The organism is Stagnihabitans lacustris (genome assembly GCF_025950525.1).
Taxonomy (GTDB): Bacteria; Pseudomonadota; Alphaproteobacteria; order Rhodobacterales; family Rhodobacteraceae; genus Stagnihabitans.
In genome coordinates, this window is the sequence record NZ_JAPDGS010000001.1 from 316,420 (window position 1) to 333,121 (window position 16,702).

At 63.6% G+C, this 16,702-nt stretch carries 17 protein-coding genes and 1 pseudogene; 7 read left to right on the forward strand and 11 right to left on the reverse strand.

Translation table 11 applies throughout. From position 1 onward, the window contains the following. Positions 1-58 precede the first annotated feature (58 nt). Both NX862_RS01590 and NX862_RS01595 read left to right on the forward strand, forming a co-directional pair. Entirely contained in the window at positions 59-730 is a 672-nt protein-coding gene (locus NX862_RS01590) for a DNA-3-methyladenine glycosylase I (protein ID WP_264492121.1), read from the forward strand. After that, positions 727-1,440, forward strand: a complete 714-nt coding sequence (locus tag NX862_RS01595) for an alpha/beta hydrolase (RefSeq protein ID WP_264492122.1) — start codon at positions 727-729, stop codon at positions 1,438-1,440. The genes NX862_RS01590 and NX862_RS01595 overlap by 4 nt, the downstream gene beginning before the upstream one ends. Positions 1,441-1,525: 85 nt before the next feature. Here NX862_RS01595 and phaZ read toward each other — a convergent pair whose 3' ends face one another. Then, the gene (gene phaZ, locus NX862_RS01600) at positions 1,526-2,788 is read right to left on the reverse strand and encodes a polyhydroxyalkanoate depolymerase (protein ID WP_264492123.1); all 1,263 of its coding nucleotides are present in this window, start codon (positions 2,786-2,788) and stop codon (positions 1,526-1,528) included. Positions 2,789-2,865: 77 nt separating this feature from the next. Between phaZ and NX862_RS01605 the strand changes: the two genes are divergently transcribed. From NX862_RS01605 to NX862_RS01620, 4 genes are all read left to right on the forward strand, one after another. Then, the gene (locus tag NX862_RS01605) at positions 2,866-4,656 is read left to right on the forward strand and encodes a PHA/PHB synthase family protein (RefSeq protein WP_264492124.1); all 1,791 of its coding nucleotides are present in this window, start codon (positions 2,866-2,868) and stop codon (positions 4,654-4,656) included. A gap of 126 nt (positions 4,657-4,782) precedes the next feature. Beyond that, entirely contained in the window at positions 4,783-5,235 is a 453-nt protein-coding gene (locus NX862_RS01610; RefSeq protein ID WP_264492125.1) for a Phasin, read from the forward strand. A 105-nt stretch (positions 5,236-5,340) separates the two neighbouring features. Then, positions 5,341-5,871, forward strand: a complete 531-nt coding sequence (gene phaR / locus NX862_RS01615; protein WP_264492126.1) for a polyhydroxyalkanoate synthesis repressor PhaR — start codon at positions 5,341-5,343, stop codon at positions 5,869-5,871. Beyond that, a complete protein-coding gene (locus NX862_RS01620; RefSeq protein WP_264492127.1) occupies positions 5,872-6,831 on the forward strand; it encodes a LysR family transcriptional regulator in 960 nt (319 codons plus the stop codon). 9 nt (positions 6,832-6,840) lie between these two features. Here the strand turns inward: NX862_RS01620 and NX862_RS01625 are convergent, their stop codons facing one another. The 8 genes from NX862_RS01625 to NX862_RS01660 form a co-directional block, all read right to left on the reverse strand. After that, positions 6,841-8,028, reverse strand: coding sequence for a DegT/DnrJ/EryC1/StrS family aminotransferase (locus tag NX862_RS01625; RefSeq protein WP_264492128.1), 1,188 nt, complete (start codon positions 8,026-8,028; stop codon positions 6,841-6,843). A 126-nt stretch (positions 8,029-8,154) separates the two neighbouring features. After that, positions 8,155-9,438 (reverse strand): NAD(P)/FAD-dependent oxidoreductase, encoded by a 1,284-nt coding sequence (locus NX862_RS01630; protein ID WP_264492129.1) that lies wholly within the window; start codon positions 9,436-9,438, stop codon positions 8,155-8,157. Beyond that, a complete protein-coding gene (locus NX862_RS01635; protein WP_264492130.1) occupies positions 9,435-10,790 on the reverse strand; it encodes a glutamine synthetase family protein in 1,356 nt (451 codons plus the stop codon). The genes NX862_RS01630 and NX862_RS01635 overlap by 4 nt, the downstream gene beginning before the upstream one ends. A 15-nt stretch (positions 10,791-10,805) precedes the next feature. Then, positions 10,806-11,483, reverse strand: coding sequence for a type 1 glutamine amidotransferase (locus NX862_RS01640; protein WP_264492712.1), 678 nt, complete (start codon positions 11,481-11,483; stop codon positions 10,806-10,808). A 66-nt stretch (positions 11,484-11,549) separates the two neighbouring features. After that, on the reverse strand, positions 11,550-12,887 hold the full coding sequence (locus NX862_RS01645) for a glutamine synthetase family protein (RefSeq protein WP_264492131.1): 1,338 nt from the start codon (positions 12,885-12,887) through the stop codon (positions 11,550-11,552). A gap of 251 nt (positions 12,888-13,138) precedes the next feature. Then, positions 13,139-13,906: a phosphate/phosphite/phosphonate ABC transporter substrate-binding protein gene (locus NX862_RS01650; RefSeq protein WP_264492132.1), complete on the reverse strand. Its 768-nt coding sequence runs from the start codon at positions 13,904-13,906 to the stop codon at positions 13,139-13,141. After that, a complete protein-coding gene (locus NX862_RS01655; protein WP_264492133.1) occupies positions 13,903-14,331 on the reverse strand; it encodes a tellurite resistance TerB family protein in 429 nt (142 codons plus the stop codon). The genes NX862_RS01650 and NX862_RS01655 overlap by 4 nt, the downstream gene beginning before the upstream one ends. A gap of 26 nt (positions 14,332-14,357) precedes the next feature. Continuing rightward, positions 14,358-15,146, reverse strand: coding sequence for a 23S rRNA (adenine(2030)-N(6))-methyltransferase RlmJ (locus NX862_RS01660; protein WP_264492134.1), 789 nt, complete (start codon positions 15,144-15,146; stop codon positions 14,358-14,360). Positions 15,147-15,242: 96 nt separating this feature from the next. Here NX862_RS01660 and NX862_RS01665 point away from each other — a divergent pair, with 96 nt between their 5' ends. Then, positions 15,243-15,899 (forward strand): TerC family protein, encoded by a 657-nt coding sequence (locus NX862_RS01665; RefSeq protein ID WP_264492135.1) that lies wholly within the window; start codon positions 15,243-15,245, stop codon positions 15,897-15,899. Between the two features lie 231 nt (positions 15,900-16,130). Here the strand turns inward: NX862_RS01665 and NX862_RS01670 are convergent, their stop codons facing one another. Next, positions 16,131-16,415 carry a hypothetical protein gene (locus tag NX862_RS01670; RefSeq protein ID WP_264492136.1) on the reverse strand — a complete coding sequence of 95 codons (285 nt, stop codon included), beginning with the start codon at positions 16,413-16,415 and terminating at the stop codon, positions 16,131-16,133. 96 nt (positions 16,416-16,511) lie between these two features. Further along, positions 16,512-16,580, reverse strand: a pseudogene (locus NX862_RS19420) (zinc-ribbon domain-containing protein); the annotation flags it as partial. Positions 16,581-16,702 lie beyond the last annotated feature (122 nt).

Consider the following 16,702-nt stretch of genomic DNA (forward strand, 5'->3'; position numbering starts at 1 on the left):
CTTCAATCTGCTTGCTTTTCCAAGGCTCTGGCTGTCACCTAGCCGCAAAGGAGACCCAATGCGCAGTCTGGCAGAGATCCTCGCCATCGCCGCCGCCCGTCATGGCGGGGCAGAAGCGGTCCTGGCCGCCGTCCCTGCGGTCAAAAGCCCTGCCGAGCTGGAGCAGATCCCCGATGCCACCTGGCTTGCGCAATTCGCCCGCGGGATTTTCCAGGCGGGCATATCCTGGCAAGTTGTTGATAACAAATGGCCAGGCATCACGGCGGCCTTTCACGACTTTCACCCCGCAAGGGTCGCGATGATCGAAGGTGACGCGCTGGACGACCTGTTGATGAACCCCGATGTGATCCGCTCTGGCGCCAAGATCACCGCGATCCGTGACAATGCGGTCTGGATGGGGCAGGTGGCGGCCGAACAGGGCAGCTTTGCCGCCCGCATCGCCCATTGGCCGGTCAACGATCACGCCGGCCTTTTGACCTGGCTGGCCAAAGAGGGGTCGCGCCTGGGCGGCAACACCGGCGCCTATGCGCTGCGGGCTTTGGGGCGCGAGGGCTTCATGCTGTCGGCCGATGTCACCGAACGGCTGATCGTCGAGGGCGTGATCGACGCCCCCGCCACCTCGACCCGCGCGCTGAAATCCGTGCAAGAGGCCTTCAACCAATGGCAGGCCGAAAGCGGCCTGTCGCTCACCGCCATTTCCCGCATCCTCGCACAAAGCATCGACGCATGATCCACAACGGCCGCCGCATCGCGCATCACCAAACCGCAGGGCAGGGGCCCGGGGTCATCTTCTTGGGCGGCTATCGGTCCGACATGACCGGCACCAAGGCCATGGCGTTGCAGGCCTGGGCCAAGGCCCAAGGCCGCGCCTTCCTGCGGTTCGATTATTCCGGCCATGGCGCCTCGGAAGGCGATTTCGAGACCCTGGGCATCGGCGACTGGCTGTCCGACGCCAAGGCGGCGCTGGCCCTGACCACGGGGCCGCAAATTCTGGTGGGCTCGTCGATGGGCGGCTGGCTGTCGCTGCTTCTGGCCCGCAATTGCCCGGACCGCGTCAAGGCCCTGGTCCTGATCGCCCCGGCGCCCGACTTCACCCATGACAGCCTTTTGCCCTCGCTGACCCATGACGAGCGTCAGGCCCTGGGGACCACCGGCGTGATCCACCGCGCCTCGGCCTATGCTGACTTTCCCTATATCTACACGCGCGCGCTGATTTCGCAGGGCGGCGAAAACCTCGTTCTGCGCAGCCCCCTGACCCTGCCGCCGACCCGCATCCTGCAGGGCACCGCCGATGTCGACGTGCCGCCCGAAACGGCGCTGCGCCTGCTCAATCATGCGGAAGGCGACCTGCGCCTGACCCTCGTCAAAGGCGCCGACCACCGCTTTTCGACCCCCGACTGCCTGACCCTGATCGAGGATGCCGTGGCCGAGTTCAGCTGAACCGCGCTTGCGATTTCATCTTTTCAAAAATATCCCGGTGGGGCCCGGGGAGGCAGCGCCTCCCCGCCGTTCCGCGAAAGACCGCTCAGGTCGCCACGCGGATCGACTTCACCTTCGACTCGGAATGGGCGTCGATAAAGCCCAGCACCAGCGGCCGGATGTTCAACCTCCAGCTTTTGCCCGCGAAAATCCCGTAATGCCCGGCGTCGGGCTCCAGGTGGCTGGTCTTCTTTTCGTCCGGCAGGTTTTTCAGCATGTCCAGGGCTGCGACACATTGGCCGGGGGCAGAGATGTCGTCCTTCTCGCCTTCGACCGTCATCACCGCCACGCGAGAAATCGCCCCAAGGTCGACATGTTTGCCGCCGACAAAGAAGTCGTTCTGCGCAATCTCGCGGTTCTTGAAGATACGCTCGACGGTGGACAGGTAGAATTCCGCCGTCATGTCCATCACGGCCAGGTATTCGTCATAGAACCGGTTGTGCTGGTCGTGATCCGAGGCCTCGCCCCGCACGACGCGCATGATCTGATCCTGAAACGCTTTGGAATGACGCTCGCCGTTCATCGACATGAAGCCCGCAAGCTGCAACAGGCCCGGATAGACCAACCGCCCGGCGCCCTTGTATTTGAAACCGACGCGCTGGATTGCCAACTGTTCAAGCTGGCCCATGGTCACGCGGCGGCCAAAGTCGGTGACATCGGTTGCCGCCGCATCCGGGTCGATCGGCCCGCCGATCAGCGTCAGGCTGCGCGGCTGGGCGTCGGGGTCCTCACCGGCCAGATAGGCGGTGGCGGCCAGGGTCAGCGGTGCGGGCTGGCAAATCGCGATCACATGGGTATCCGGCCCCAGGTGGCGCATGAATTCGACCAGATACAGCGTGTAATCCTCGATGTCGAACTTGCCCGAGGACACCGGAATATCCCGCGCATTGTGCCAATCGGTGACGTAAACTTCGGCATCGGGCAAGAGGCTGGAGACGGTCGAGCGCAACAGCGTCGCATAATGGCCCGACATCGGCGCCACCAGCAGGATCTTGCGCGCCATGGGCGTGCGGCGGCGCACCGCGAAATGCACCAGGTTGCCGAAGGGCCTTTCGACCTCTGTCACGACATCGACCAGGTGGTCCTGCCCCTTGGGTCCGACGATGGACCGGATGCCCCAATCGGGCTTGGCGGTCATGCGGCCAAAGCTGCGTTCGGCCACCTCGCCCCAGGCGGCGATCATCGGGATCATCGGATTGGGCGACAGGGCCAGCGCGGGATAAGACGCCATGGCGCGGGCCGAGGCGCCGGCCCATTCCACCGTGTTACGGAAGCTTTCCATCCAGTCGTAAGTGGCCATATACTTCATGGGGCATCCTCTTGATCGGGGGCGCGGGGGGCGCTTTGCGATGCTGCAAAGCAGAATCATAGGGGCGAAAGATTAACATGACAACCGAGGAACAGACCGCCACCCCCAAAGTCTCGCGGTTGCAAGAGAACCTCGGCAGGATCGAAGCCCTGACCTCGCGGCTGATTGCTGCCACTTCGGCACGTAAACCGCATGATCTGGCGCTGGATGGCCCCTCTCAGGAAGTATTCCTGAAGGCGGCTGCCGCAATCATGGCCGGGATGATGCAAAATCCGGCAAAGTTGATGGAACAACAGGTCGGCTACTGGACGCGGTCCCTGAAACAATATGCCGCAGTGCAGCAAGCGGCTTTGACCGGCGAACCCCTGCCCGAGGCGCCGAAAGACCGGCGATTCTCGAACCCGCTGTGGGAAACCAACCCCGCCTTCGCCTATATCAAGTCGCAATACCTGCTGAACGCCGAGGCGATCCAGACCGCGCTGACCGATATGGAGGGCATCTCGGATGAGGACCGCAAGCGGGCAGAGTTCTTCACCCGTCAGATCGTCGACCTGTTCGCGCCGACCAACTTTCTGGGCCTGAACCCCGATGCGCTGGAAAAGGCGGTCGAAACCGAGGGCGCAAGCCTGGTGCAGGGCTTGGAAAACCTGGTTCGCGACCTGGAGGCCAACCACGGCGATCCCGGCGTGACCCTGGCCGACCCCGCAGCCTTTACCGTCGGCGTCAACATCGCCACGACCCCGGGCGAGGTCATCTTTCGCAACCGCATGTTCGAGCTGATCCAGTATACCCCCGTCACCGACAAGGTTCACAAGATCCCGCTGCTGATCTTTCCGCCCTGGATCAACAAGTTCTACGTCATGGACATGAAGCCCGCCAACAGCCTGATCCGCTGGATCGTCGAACAGGGCTTTACCGTCTTTGTGGTCTCCTGGGTCAACCCCGACAGCTCTTTTGCCGATGTCACGATGGATGACTATATCCGCGAGGGCTTCATGACCGCCATGGCCGAGGTGCGCCGGGCGACGGATGAGAAAAAGGTCAACTGCGTCGGCTATTGCATCGCGGGCACGACGCTGGGCCTGACCTTGGCGCATCTGCAAAAGGCCGGGGATGCGACGGTGAACGCCGCGACCTTCTTTACCACGCTGACCGATTTTTCCGATGCCGGCGAGGTCGGCGTGTTCCTGGCCAATGATTTCGTCGATGGGATCGAGCGGCAGTCGATGAAGGACGGCATCCTGTCGCGGGCCTATATGGCGCGGACGTTTTCGTTCCTGCGGTCGAACGACCTGATCTGGCAACCGGCCATCAAACACTACATGCTGGGCGAGGCGCCTCCGGCCTTTGACCTGCTGTATTGGAACGGCGACGGCACGAACCTGCCCGCCAAGATGGCCATCGAATATCTGCGCAACCTGTGCCAGGACGACGGCTTCGCGCAGGGCATCTACAAGGTCTTTGGTTCGCCGGTCAGCCTGGCGGATGTCAAGCTGCCGCTGTGCGCCATTGCCTGCGAGACCGACCACATCGCGCATTGGAAGGGCTCTTTCAACGGGGTGAAACAGATGGGGTCCAAGGACAAGACCTTTATCCTGTCGCAGTCGGGCCACATCGCGGGGATCATCAACCCGCCGTCCAAGGGCAAATACGGCCATTACACCAACGAGGCCCCGATGGGCGCGCCCGAAGCCTGGCTGGAGACGGCCAGCTTCAACCAGGGCTCTTGGTGGCCGCGCTGGCGCGATTGGCTGGCGGAACGGTCGGGGCCCAAGGTCAAGGCGCGCCAACCCGGGACCGGGGCTTTGCCGGTGTTGTGCCCGGCGCCCGGGACCTATGTGACGGCTGTCCCCAAGCCCATGGATTGATACCGAAGCATACAAGCTATGCGTGAATATCTTGCCGCGTCGCAGAAACTTCACTTGAAATGCTGCACTGCAGCATGTATGTTGCCTTCAGAGAATCCGCGCTGATCCGCAACAGGAGATTGACCCATGGCGACCAAGACCCCCGACTTCACCAAAGGCTTCCAAGACATGATGGCGGCCTTCCCGGTCGATGCCACCGCGTTCCAGAACGCGTTCAAGACCCAGGCCGCTTTCGGCGAAAAGCTGACCAAAGTGGCGCTTGAGGCGGCTGAAAAGTCGACCGAGATTTCGTCCAAATGGGCCAAGGACGCCATTGCCAAGCTGACCGTGGCCGCCAAGGCCAAGGCCGAGCCGACCGACTACACCAAAGCCGCCACCGACTTCGCCTCGGCCGCTGCCGAGATGGCCGCCGAGAACATGGCCGCCTTCGCCGAAGTCGCGAAAAAGGTCCAGGCCGAGACGGTCGAACTGCTGCTGGCCGCTGGCAAGGAAGCCTCGACCGAGGCGACCGCCGCTGTGAAAAAGGCGACCGATGACGTGACCACGGCCGCCAAGAAGGCCGCTGCAGCCGCGAAGTAACTCGCGCAGAACGTGTTTTAGGGGCGGGCCGCAAGCCCGCCCTTTCTTTTATTCTGCACCTCGCCTAAGCTTTCTCTGCATTGCAATAAAACGGGGGGTCCACCAATGGCTGAGGCCGCAAAACCGCTTCTGATCAAGCGTTATGCCAGTCGCAGGCTGTATAACACCGAGACCTCGGATTACGTCACGCTTGAGGATATCTCGGGCTTTATCCGGTCGGGCCGTGAAGTGCAGATCATCGACCTGAAATCCGGTGAGGACCTGACCCGGACCTACCTTTTGCAGATCGTCGCCGAACATGAGGCCAAGGGCGATACCGTCCTGCCGACCAATGTCCTGACCGATATGGTGCGCGCCTATGCGACCAATATGCAGACCGTGATGCCGCAGTTTCTGGCGGCCTCGTTCGACATGCTGCGCGACAGCCAGTCCAAGGCGCTGGAAAGCCTGGCCGTGATCCCGAACCCGATTGCCGCCGTTCCGGGCTTTGACGCGATGCGCAAGCAGCAAGAGGCGTTTCTCAAGACGATGATGGGCGCCTGGCCCGGCGTCGCGCCCGCCGAGGCGCCGACCGATGACATCGCCGATATCAAGCGCCAGCTGGACGAGCTGCAAAAGAAGCTCTCCAAACTGTAAATGTCCGAGACGCCCCGCCTGACCCTTTGGGGCATCGAAAGCTTTCTGGCCGTGGCGGAAGAGGGGGCGATCTCTGCCGCCGCGCGCCGGTTGGGCGTGTCGCCCTCGGCGGTCAGCCAGCAGCTTGCGGGGATAGAGGCGGCTTTGGGGGCGGTTCTGGTCGACCGCGCCAGTCGCCCGATGGGGCTGACGCCTGCGGGGGCGATGTTCCGCCGTCATGCGCAAGTGATCCTGAACGCCGAGGCCGAGGCGCGGGCCGATCTGGCCGTGGCCGATCTGTCGGTCTCGATGACGCTGCGGCTGGGGATGATCGAGGATTTCGACGCCGAGGTGACGCCCGCGCTGTTGACCACGCTTGCGCGTGAGCTGAAGGGCTGCCGGTTCCTGCTGGAGACCGGGGCCAGCCACCGCCTGTTGGACCAGCTGGAATCCCGCGCGCTGGATATGGTGGTGACGGCCGACCAAGAGGCCCATGAAGAGGGCTGGCGCGAGGTTCACCCCCTGATGGTCGAACCCTTTGTCGCAGTTTACCCCAAGGGCCTTTCGTCGCAAAAAAGGCGCGATGACCTGCCGTTGATCCAATATACTGTGCGTCATCTGATGGGCCGCCAGATTGCGGCGCATCTGGCGCGGCAGAACTTTCGTCCGGCGCATCGCTTTGAATTGGATAGCTATTCCGCCATTCTGGCCATGGTCGCGGGCGGTGAGGGTTGGACGATCCTGACCCCCTTGGCGCTGCACCACGCGGCCCGGTTCCGCGATGGGATCGAGGTCGCGCCCCTGCCGTTTGCGCCGCTGCAGCGGTCCTTGTCGCTGTCGGCGCGGTCGGGCGTGCTGCGCGAGATCCCGGCCCAGGTGGCGGGTCATCTGCGCGGTTTGGTGGCCACGAAAGTCATAGGGCCAGCCTTGAAGGACTGGCCCTGGATGAAGGAACTGCAGTTGAGCGGTGCGGTGCGCTGAAGCGCAGCCTTAGCCCTTAACCGCGAAGGCCGCGTCACAGAGGGCGCCGGCGATGTAATCCAGCTCGGCATCGGTCAGGCGGGTCGGAAGCCGCACATCGCAGGCCCGCATCAGCATGGCGCGGGTCTGGGGCAGGTCAGGCGCCGGCCCCAGGAACTCCCAATTCCAGAAGGCGCGGGCATTGTCTTCGGACAGGCCAAAGATCTGCACCGCGATGCCGCGCCGCTTGGATTCGGTCTGGAAGGCGCGGGCCTCGGCGTCGGTCCAGTCGCCGGCAAGGTTGAACTGGATCGAGTCCGGGGCGCGCTGTTCGGGGGGCAGGGCGGGAGGGACGGTCAGCCAGTCGGACCCGTTCAGCCGGTCGGCCACCCGGTCATGGCCCGCACGGCCCTTGGCCACGCGGCCTGCCACTTCGGGCAGCTGCGGGCGGATCACCGCAGCCGACAGGTTCTGCATCCGCATGTTATACAAGGGCAATTTGTTCTGCCACGCCATGAAGGAGTTCTGCAGACCGGGATGCTTCTTCCAGTTATGCTCATAGGCGCCCGACATTATGACGCAGCGCGCGGCCAGTTCGGGATCGTCGGTGATCAGAATTCCACCCTCGCCCGCATTGACCAGCTTGTAGCTTTGGAACGAAAAACAGCCGATCTTGCCGATGGTGCCGATCTTTTTCCCATGCCATTCGGTGCCCAGGCTGTGCGCCGCATCCTCCAGCACGGGGATGCCCGCCGCATCGCACAAGGCCATGATCGCATCCATGTCGGAGGTATGGCCGCGCATATGGCTGATCAAAACCGCATGAGCGCCCGGCAGCTTGGCCGCGAAATCCGCCATATCCACCCGATAGTTGTCGCCCACCTCGACCAGAACCGGCACGCAATCGGCATGAACCACGGCAGAGGGCACGGCGGCAAAGGTAAAGGCCGGGATCAGGACCGTCGCACCGCGCGGCAGGTCCAGCGCCTTCAGCGACAGGAACAGCGCGGCCGAACAGGACGACACCGCCAGCGCGTAACGCGACCCCATCAGCTCGGCGAATTCGCGCTCCAGCTGGGCAACGGGGGCGCCTTCGGCCGCGGTATAGCGGAACAGGTCGCCCGAGCTGAGCAGCCGTTCAACCTCGGCCATGGCCTCTGCCGGGATCGGCTCGGCGTCATAGACATTGGGGGCAAGGATCTGTCCATCGGGTGCCATGATCGCAGCTTTCCTGAAACTCTTCTTCAGGAAATCTTAAACCTGTGATGCATGACAGGCCAGTGACAATTTTCCCCAAATCCTTCGGGTTGCGGCAATCCGCGCAAGGTCTTGGCGGTTTTCAGCCTAGACCCCCAACCTGTCGCGCATCCCATACCACAGCATCGCCAGAACCAGCAGCGGATGACGCAGCGTCGCGCCGCCCGGAAAGGCCATCTGCGGGATGTCGGCCATCAGGTCGAACCGTTCCTCCTGGCCCGCCACGGCCTCGGCCATGATCTTGCCGGCCAGGGTCGCAAAGGCCACGCCATGCCCAGAGTAACCCGAGGCCGACAGAACCCCCGGGCGCGGCCGCGTGAAGCAGGGCATCCGGTTGGTGGTGATCGCCAAAGTGCCGCCCCAGGCATGGGTGATCTTGGCGTCCTTCAGCTGGGGATAGATTTCCAGCATCGGTTTGCGCACGGTTTTCAGGATATCGGGAAAGCGATAGCCATAGCTTTCGCCGCCGCCGAACAGCAGCCGGTTGTCCTCTGACAGGCGCCAGTAGTTCACCACGAAACGCGTGTCATAGACGGCGATGTTCTGGGTCAGAACCTGGCGGGCCATGTCGCCCAGGGGTTCGGTCGCCAGGATGAAGTTGTTGATCGGCATGACGCGGGCGGCAACCTTTGGCTCTAGCCCGCCCAGATATCCGTTACAGGCCAACAGGATATGACGCGCGCGCACCGAACCCTTCGCCGTCGTCACCAGACCCTCGGCCAGCCCCGTCACCTCGGAGGCCTCGAACAGCATGGCCCCGGCATTTTGCGCCATGCGGGCCAGAGAGAGCGCGAAGTTCAACGGATGGATATGGCCCGCGCTGCGGTCGATCACGCCCCCCTTGAAGGCCTGCGACCCGATCAGGCCGCGGATCGCCGTCTGGTCCAAGGTCTCGACCCGGTGGCCGTAATCGCGGTCCAGCTTTTCGGCATAGGCATTGGCCTCGCGCACCTCGCCGGCATGGTGGCAGGCGACCGCGATGCCGGGGGCATAGGCCAACCCCGCCTCGGCGCAAACCGCGCGGACCAGGTCCTTGGCCTCTTCGGCCAGATCCCACAGGGCGCGGGCCTTGACCTGACCATAGGCTTTCTCCAGCCAATCCTGGTCCTGCCTTTGGCCCGACCCCACCTGGCCGCCATTGCGCCCCGAGGCGCCAAAGCCCAGCCGCTGCGCCTCCAGCAGCACCACGCGGTAGCCGCGCCGGGCCAGATGCAAGGCGGCGGATAGGCCGGTATAGCCGCCCCCCACCACGCAAACATCGGCCGCCACGTCGCCATCCAGGGCGGGCAGGGCGGGGAACGCGGTCGCCGTGGCCGCGTAATACGAGGGCGGATAAGCGCCCTGCGTATCGTTCACATGCAAGAGGTTCATACGTTCAACAACAGATGCTGACGCTCCCACGGGCTGATGACCTGCAGGAACTCTTTGTATTCATTGCGTTTGACCGAATTATAGACCTTGTGGAACTCGGGCCCCACAACCTCGATCAGCGCCGCATCGGCCTCGAAAGCGTCCAGCGCGTCGCCCAAGGTCGTGGGGATCTGATCCTCGTCGACATAGGCCGAGCCCTGAAATTCCGCCCGCGCGCCCTTTTTCTCCATCAGGCCCAGATAGCCGCAAGCCAGGGTCGCCGCGATCCCAAGGTAAGGGTTGCAATCCATCCCCGGCAGGCGGTTTTCCACGCGACGCCCCGCCGGCGACGAGATCGGCACCCGCAAGCCCGTCGTCCGATTGTCGCGGCCCCATTCCAGGTTGATGGGGGCTGCAAAGTCCGGGACATAGCGGCGATAGCTGTTCACATAGGGCGCCAAAAGCGCGATCGCCCCGGTCAGGTGGTTTTGCATCCCCCCGATAAAGTCGTAAAACGCCGGCGTTTCGACGCCCTTGGACCCGGCAAAGATGTTCTTGCCCGATTTGCTGTCCACGATCGAGGTGTGGATATGCATCGCGCTGCCGGGTTCGCCCGCAATCGGCTTCGCCATGAACGTGGCAAAGCAATCATGCCGCAAAGCCGCCTCGCGGATCAGGCGCTTGAAGAAAAACACCTCGTCGGCCAGCTTGATCGGATCGCCATGGGCCAGGTTCAGCTCGATCTGGCCCGCGCCGCCCTCTTGCAAGATGCCGTCGATCTCCAGACCCTGCGCCTCGGCAAAGTCATAGATGTCGTCGATCACCTTGCCATATTCATCGACCGCCGACAGGCTGTAGGCCTGTTTCGCCGCAGCCCTGCGACCCGAGCGGCCCATGGGCGGTTCGACCGGCATGTTGGGGTCGATGTTGCGCGCGGTCAGGAAGAATTCCATCTCGGGGGCGACGACCGGCTTCCAGCCTTGGTCGTTATACAGTTTCACGATGCGTTTCAGCACGTTGCGCGGGCTGAAGGCGATCAGGTTGCCTTCCTGGTCCATCGCGTCATGGATGACTTGCAGCGTCACATCCGCCGTCCAGGGCGCGGCTGTGGCGGTGGACAGGTCAGGCACCATGACCATATCCGGCTCGGTGAAGGCGTCGAAGGGATTGTCCGCCCATTCGCCGGTGATGGTCTGCAAAAAGATCGAGTTCGGAAGGTAATAGTTGGTCTGCTTGGAGAATTTCTGCGCGGGCATGGCCTTGCCCCGCGCCACGCCGGCAATGTCACTGACGACACATTCCACCTCGTCGACGCGGCGGTTGCCAATGTAATCACGTGCCGCCTCGGGCAGCTGATCGGTCCACTTGGACATTTTAACCTCTCGGGATTAATCCCGTTCCTGTTTGAAAAAGGCCGCAATCTGGTCGGCCATGGTCTGCGTATCCAAAGGCAGCGCCAGACGATCTGAGGCCTTGGCCATCAGCGCATCGGGAACCAGCCCCTTGCCCCGGGTCTTCATCAGCCCATCGACGAATTCGGAGCGGAATTCGGGATGGGCCTGGACCGTCAGGGCGCGGTCATCATACAAAAGTGCTGCGTTCTGGCAGAAGTCATTGGCGCCGATCACCGTGGCAGAGGGCGGCGCGACTGTCACCTGGTCCTGGTGCCAGGCGTTCATCCGCATGGCGCGCCCGCCGAAATCGTAGTCGGTCGCGCCCACGGCCCAGCCTTTGGCGTATTTCTCGACCTTGCCGCCCATGGCCTGCGCCACGATCTGATGGCCGAAACAGATGCCCACCACCGGCACGCGGGCGGCAAATGCCGCGCGGATGAAATCCTCCAGCGGCGCGATCCAGGGGTGATCCTCATAGACGCCGTGACGCGAGCCGGTGATCAGCCAGCCGTCACATGCCTGCACCGAAGCCGGAAAGACCCCCTCCACCACCCGGAAGGTTTCAAAGGCAAAGCCGTTCCCGTCCAGAAGACGCGCGAACATGTCCGGATAATCCCCCTGGTCGCGCAGCGCGTCAGGGGCAAGGCCGGTTTGAAGGATGCCGATTTTCATGGGTCGCATGGCTCAGGTGTAGCCCGCGCCCCCCGGGTCAGGTCAAGGGGGGCGCGGATGTTTTGATCAAACGGTGTCGAGATAAAGCTCCAGCTTCTCGGTATCCGACAGCTCGTCCAGGTAATGCAGCTCTTGCCGCTTGGTCGAGATCAGGTTCTTGATCAGCTCGGGGTGGATGAAGCGCGGGACGATCTGCGATTGCTCCAACGCGTCGATGGCGGCCTCCCAGGTCGGCGCGATCTGCGGCAGGCCGGTCACGGCATAGGCATTGCCGACGATGGGGCTTGCGGGCTCCATCTCGTGTTCGATGCCGTCCAAAGCCGCGCCAAGGATACCGGCCAGCATCAGATAGGGGTTCACGTCGCCCCCCGCGACCCGGTGTTCGATCCGCCGCGCGGCCGGGTTGCCGGCCGGGATGCGGATGGCCGAGGTGCGGTTCTCATAGCCCCAGGACACCGCCGTGGGCGCATGTTTGCCCGGGATCAGCCGCTCATACGAGTTCTGATGCGGCGCGAAAAGCAGCGTCGAATCATGCATCGCATTCAGGCAACCCGCGACCGCTTGCTTCAACATCGCCGTGCCCTTGGGCCCGCCAGAGTCAAAGACATTGCGCCCGTCGTTGTCCACCAAGCTGAAGTGGGTGTGCAGGCCGGACCCCGAATATTCCGGGTAGGGTTTCGCCATGAAGCTGGCGGCAAAGCCGTGCCTGCGGGCCAGACCCTTGACCAGCATCTTGAACAGCCAAGCATCATCGGCGGCACGAAGCGCGTCGTCGCAATGCATCAGGTTGACTTCGAACTGACCCAGACCGGTTTCCGAGGTCGAGGTATCGGCCGGAATGTCCATCGCCTCACAGGCGTCGTAAAGGTCGGTAAAGAAGGTGTCGAAAGCGTCCAGCGCCCGGATCGACAGCGTCTCGGCGGCCTTGCGGCGCTTGCCCGAACGCGGCGAGGGCGGGACCTGCAGGGTTTTGCCCGAATCGTCGATCAGGAAGAATTCCAGCTCCATCGCGCAAACCGGCGTCAGGCCGCGGGCCTTGAAGCGGCTGACCACAGTGGCCAAAGCATGACGCGGGTCGCCCTCATAGGGCGTGCCGTTTTCTCGGAACATCCAGATCGGCAGCAGCGCGGTCGGCGCCTCCAGCCAGGGCATCGGCATGAAGCCGCGCTCCGTGGGGCGCAGCACGCCATCCTGGTCGCCCTGTTCGAAGACAAGCGGTGAATCGTCGATATCCTCGCCCCAGATATCCAGGTTCAGGACCGAGAAGGGGAAGCGCGTCCCGTCCTTCACGACCTTGTCTGCAAACCGCGCGGGAACCCGTTTGCCCCGCGCCTGCCCGTTGAGGTCCGCCGCCGCGACGCGGATCGTCCTCACATCCGGGTGTTTCCGTAACCAGTCCTTCATCATTTCACTATGCGGAAGGGGCACGACCGCAGATGCGTCGGATCATGCCCTTGATCCATCCCTTCTAGCCGATCCCGGCGAGTGCCTTCGCAGCACCCGCGTCAATTTGATCAAATTCAGAATGCGGGATTCGCGGTGATTTGGCAACAGGATTCGCGCAAGAAGGTGCCGCATTGGGGCGCTGCCCTCGCGTCCATCGGTTCTCGCACAGATGGACGCACCCCGGGATATTTGAGCCAGTATGAATGACGTCAGGGCGCGCCGAAGGCAGAGGGCGGGGGCGGAGTCGGGATGGCAAGATAGGCCTCGGGCGGGATGCGGGTCAGGCCGCGCAGGCAAAGGGCGGCGCGGTCGTCCGCGGAAAGGGCGGCCACGGCTGCCGTCAGGATCGGCCACAGGCGGTCGGCATCTGCGCCTTGGGCCGCGATCCAGGGCAGGCCGGGGGCAGGGGCGGTTTGCCCCACGACCTTCAGATCGGCGGCAAAGCCGTCATACCGCGCGATCATCGTCCAGGTGACAGCGTCGATCCCGGCGATCTCTGCCCGGCCCTCGGCCACCGCGCGGGCGGAAAGCACATGGCCACCGGACCGCAGGCGCGGTTTCAGCGTGATGCCCTGGGCCAGGGCATGGGCCATCGGACCCGCCCAGCCCGATTGCGACAGGTCCTCGTTGAAGGCGAGGCCTGCGCCGTCGAAATCGGTCAATTCCACGCGTGGATCGTCCCGGCGCGCCACATAGACCGAGCGGTAATAGCCAGGCTGACAGCCCTCGATCCCGTAATCCGGCGTGGCCAACAGCGTCACCTTGCCATGCAGCCGCGCGCGGTAGGGATAGCCGCAGGTCTGCGACAGGATCAGATCGGCGCTTTCCCAAGCCGGCCAATAGGCGCCCTCCCCCCGGGTCAGGTGATCGGGCGCGGCAAGCCCAATGGCGCGCATCCCGTCCCGGACAAGCCGCCACAGCCGGTCATTCGCGGGCTGAAGCTCGGCCCGGTCATACATCCCAAGCGAAGCGATCACAGCGCGGCCCTTTGCCGTGCCAGCGCCGAATCGACGTCATTCAGCCCCAGAAGATTGGCCACCAGCCGCAAGACGCGGTCTTCTTCGGCATCGCGCGCGCCATCGGCCAAGGCCACGCGCCACAGCGCCTCGACTAGGGACCGCCTGTCCTCCAGCGGCACGGCATCCTTCAGCGCGCGGGTAAAGCGCACCGTGTCGGGGGCCAACTGCTCGGCCGTCTCGGCCTCGGTGCGCAGCGCGCGGGCCGCCTCGGGTGCCAGCCCATAGCGCGCCGCCAGGATCACGTCGATCCGCCCGATCTCGGCCGGAGAGGCATGACCATCGGCGCGGGCCACCCGCACCATCAGGCTGGCCAGGGCCAGACGTTCATCAGGCGGCGGAAGCCGGGTGGGGGCGGGGCCGAAAAGGAGGTCCAGAAAGCTCATCGCCCCAGAATAGGCCGCCCGCGCCCCTAGCGAAAGAGGGCAGAGAGCCGCTTGGACTCTTCGTGAAGACCGTAAGGCGGGTTGATCACGAAAAGCCCCGAACCCACCATCCGATGCCCCGGCCGCGCGGGCGGAAAGCGGACCTCATGGGTCAGCGCATCGGCGTAAAGCCGCGCCAGGGCCCGGATCATCGGCGCATGGGGGATATCGGTCAGAATCGGATACCACAGCGCAATCGTGCCGACATTCCAGCGCCTTACCACCTGAGGGATGATCACCGGCAGGCGGTCGTAATCGGTTTTGACCTCGAAGGAGGGGTCGATCAGCATCAGCCCGCGCCGCGGCGTCGGCGGCGTCAAAGAGACGGCGGCGGCCAGGCCATCCTCTTTCAGGATGCGGAACGAGGCATGGTTGGCGGTCCGCAGGGGCTGGATCGCCGCTGTCAGGGCGTCATGCTCTTGCGGATGCAGTTCGCAGAGCCACAGCCCGTCCTGAGGCCGCATCAGCTGCCCCGCGATCAGGGGCGAGCCGGGATAAGCGTTGCGCCCAAAGGACTTGCGGGTCTGGGCCAGCGCGCGGCGATAGGGATGGGCCTCGGGCAAGCGCGCCTCCAGCCGGGCCACGCCCTGCGCGGCCTCGCCGGTCTTGGTCGCCTCGGGGCCGGACAGGTCATAAAGCCCGCGGCCCGCATGGGTCTCGATATAGGTGAAGGCTTTGTCTTTTTGGGTCAGGTAATCCAGCATCCAGGCCAAAAGCGCATGCTTTTGGACATCGGCGGCGTTGCCCGCGTGATAGGCGTGTTGATAGGACAGCATGGCCCCCGGATGCGGCGGAACGGGACGGATTGCAAGGGGCTTGGTTGAACTTGGGGCTTCGGGTGCATAGATAGGCGCAAAACCGAAGGGACAGACATGGAAATCTTCACATACACGGGGTTCATCGCCCTGTTGCAGGTGATCGGCATCGACCTGGTGCTGGCGGGGGACAATGCGATCGTCATTGGCCTGGCCGCAGCTGGCCTGCCGAAAGAGCAACGCGGCAAGGCGATCCTGGTGGGGATCATCGCGGCGACGATCATGCGGATCGGATTCGCGCTGATCACGACGACGCTGCTGCAGGTCGTGGGACTGTTGCTGGCCGGTGGCGTGCTGCTTTTGTGGGTCTGCTGGAAGATGTGGAGCGAACTGCGCCATTCCGCCGCCGAGGACAATCGCGCCGCAGAGGCGCTGAGCGGTGAGGACCTGAACGCCGATGGCACCGTCGCGGGCGGGGGCAAGACCAAGACCTTCGCCCAGGCCGCGATGCAGATCGTGATTGCCGACGTTTCAATGAGCCTGGACAATGTGCTGGCCGTGGCGGGGGCGGCCCATGGCCATCCGACGGTGCTGATCGTGGGTCTGGTGCTTTCGGTGGCCTTGATGGGCCTTGCCGCAAGCTATGTGGCGCGGCTGTTGAACAAGCACCGCTGGATTGCCTATGTGGGCCTGGCGATCATCGTTTATGTGGCGCTGAAGATGATGTGGGAAGGCTGGCACCAGGTGCAGCCGGTGGTCATGGGGATGCTGTAAGCGTCCCCGAGGCGGAAACGAAAGGCCCCCTGCACCGATGGGGGGGGCCTTTTGGTTTTGGGGGGGGTAATCCTGGTTGATCAGGGGCCGGGTGCTTGATCGAAGCAGCGTAGCCCGGGGTATACCCCGGGTTTCTTCGCCCGCCGTAGCAACCCCCGCGGTGTACCCCGGGCTACGCGGGGAGCGTTGAAGTGGCGGGGTAGGGTGCGTGGTTTCACGCACCGCTCGGCTTCAACTCGCCAGGGCGCTCATCTCATCTATGATCTTTTGCACCTTCTTTCCTGCTTCGTCGAATAGGTTCAGTGCCACCATCTGTCCGCCTTTAACATTCTGTTTTGCGCTCCCGGTCACCGTAAAACGGAACAGCGCATCTTCTTGGAGCAGCAAAGATCCGGAAACGCCGCTCCACGACCCCCAAGTCATTCCCGTCGTAAAAGAAACCAATCCATTCTTCTCGTCGACCGCATCGAGCTTCCACTTGAGCGAGACCACCGCTTTTGCAGCCAGCTTCACCACGAGGTCCCGATTTCCAGAGAACGTTCCGGATCTCGGATCAAAGGAAACAGCCGTAGGAGCCGCCCTAGCGATGCTGGACTTCATACTCTCGACCGGAGCGCCGCAGCCGATACAGCTTGCTGCCTTATCCGAGATTTCTCGACCACACTCTGAGCAAACAATCATTGCCACTATAGCACCTCACTTCTCACATGCATTTTCGTGCCCCAAAATGATCGGTTGATGAATGAAAAGAAACGAATGCTTCGTTGATATACCCAAAAGAAACCGCGCCAGGGCGCATCATC

What these genes read in the sequence shown, in the direction of transcription:
- NX862_RS01590 (WP_264492121.1), top strand. Translation starts at nt 59, where the DNA reads ATGCGCAGTCTGGCAGAGATCCTCGCCATCGCCGCCGCCCGTCATGGC.
- NX862_RS01595 (WP_264492122.1), top strand. Translation starts at nt 727, where the DNA reads ATGATCCACAACGGCCGCCGCATCGCGCATCACCAAACCGCAGGGCAG.
- phaZ (WP_264492123.1), bottom strand. Translation starts at nt 2,788, where the DNA reads ATGAAGTATATGGCCACTTACGACTGGATGGAAAGCTTCCGTAACACG.
- NX862_RS01605 (WP_264492124.1), top strand. Translation starts at nt 2,866, where the DNA reads ATGACAACCGAGGAACAGACCGCCACCCCCAAAGTCTCGCGGTTGCAA.
- NX862_RS01610 (WP_264492125.1), top strand. Translation starts at nt 4,783, where the DNA reads ATGGCGACCAAGACCCCCGACTTCACCAAAGGCTTCCAAGACATGATG.
- phaR (WP_264492126.1), top strand. Translation starts at nt 5,341, where the DNA reads ATGGCTGAGGCCGCAAAACCGCTTCTGATCAAGCGTTATGCCAGTCGC.
- NX862_RS01620 (WP_264492127.1), top strand. Translation starts at nt 5,872, where the DNA reads ATGTCCGAGACGCCCCGCCTGACCCTTTGGGGCATCGAAAGCTTTCTG.
- NX862_RS01625 (WP_264492128.1), bottom strand. Translation starts at nt 8,028, where the DNA reads ATGGCACCCGATGGACAGATCCTTGCCCCCAATGTCTATGACGCCGAG.
- NX862_RS01630 (WP_264492129.1), bottom strand. Translation starts at nt 9,438, where the DNA reads ATGAACCTCTTGCATGTGAACGATACGCAGGGCGCTTATCCGCCCTCG.
- NX862_RS01635 (WP_264492130.1), bottom strand. Translation starts at nt 10,790, where the DNA reads ATGTCCAAGTGGACCGATCAGCTGCCCGAGGCGGCACGTGATTACATT.
- NX862_RS01640 (WP_264492712.1), bottom strand. Translation starts at nt 11,483, where the DNA reads ATGAAAATCGGCATCCTTCAAACCGGCCTTGCCCCTGACGCGCTGCGC.
- NX862_RS01645 (WP_264492131.1), bottom strand. Translation starts at nt 12,887, where the DNA reads ATGAAGGACTGGTTACGGAAACACCCGGATGTGAGGACGATCCGCGTC.
- NX862_RS01655 (WP_264492133.1), bottom strand. Translation starts at nt 14,331, where the DNA reads ATGAGCTTTCTGGACCTCCTTTTCGGCCCCGCCCCCACCCGGCTTCCG.
- NX862_RS01660 (WP_264492134.1), bottom strand. Translation starts at nt 15,146, where the DNA reads ATGCTGTCCTATCAACACGCCTATCACGCGGGCAACGCCGCCGATGTC.
- NX862_RS01665 (WP_264492135.1), top strand. Translation starts at nt 15,243, where the DNA reads ATGGAAATCTTCACATACACGGGGTTCATCGCCCTGTTGCAGGTGATC.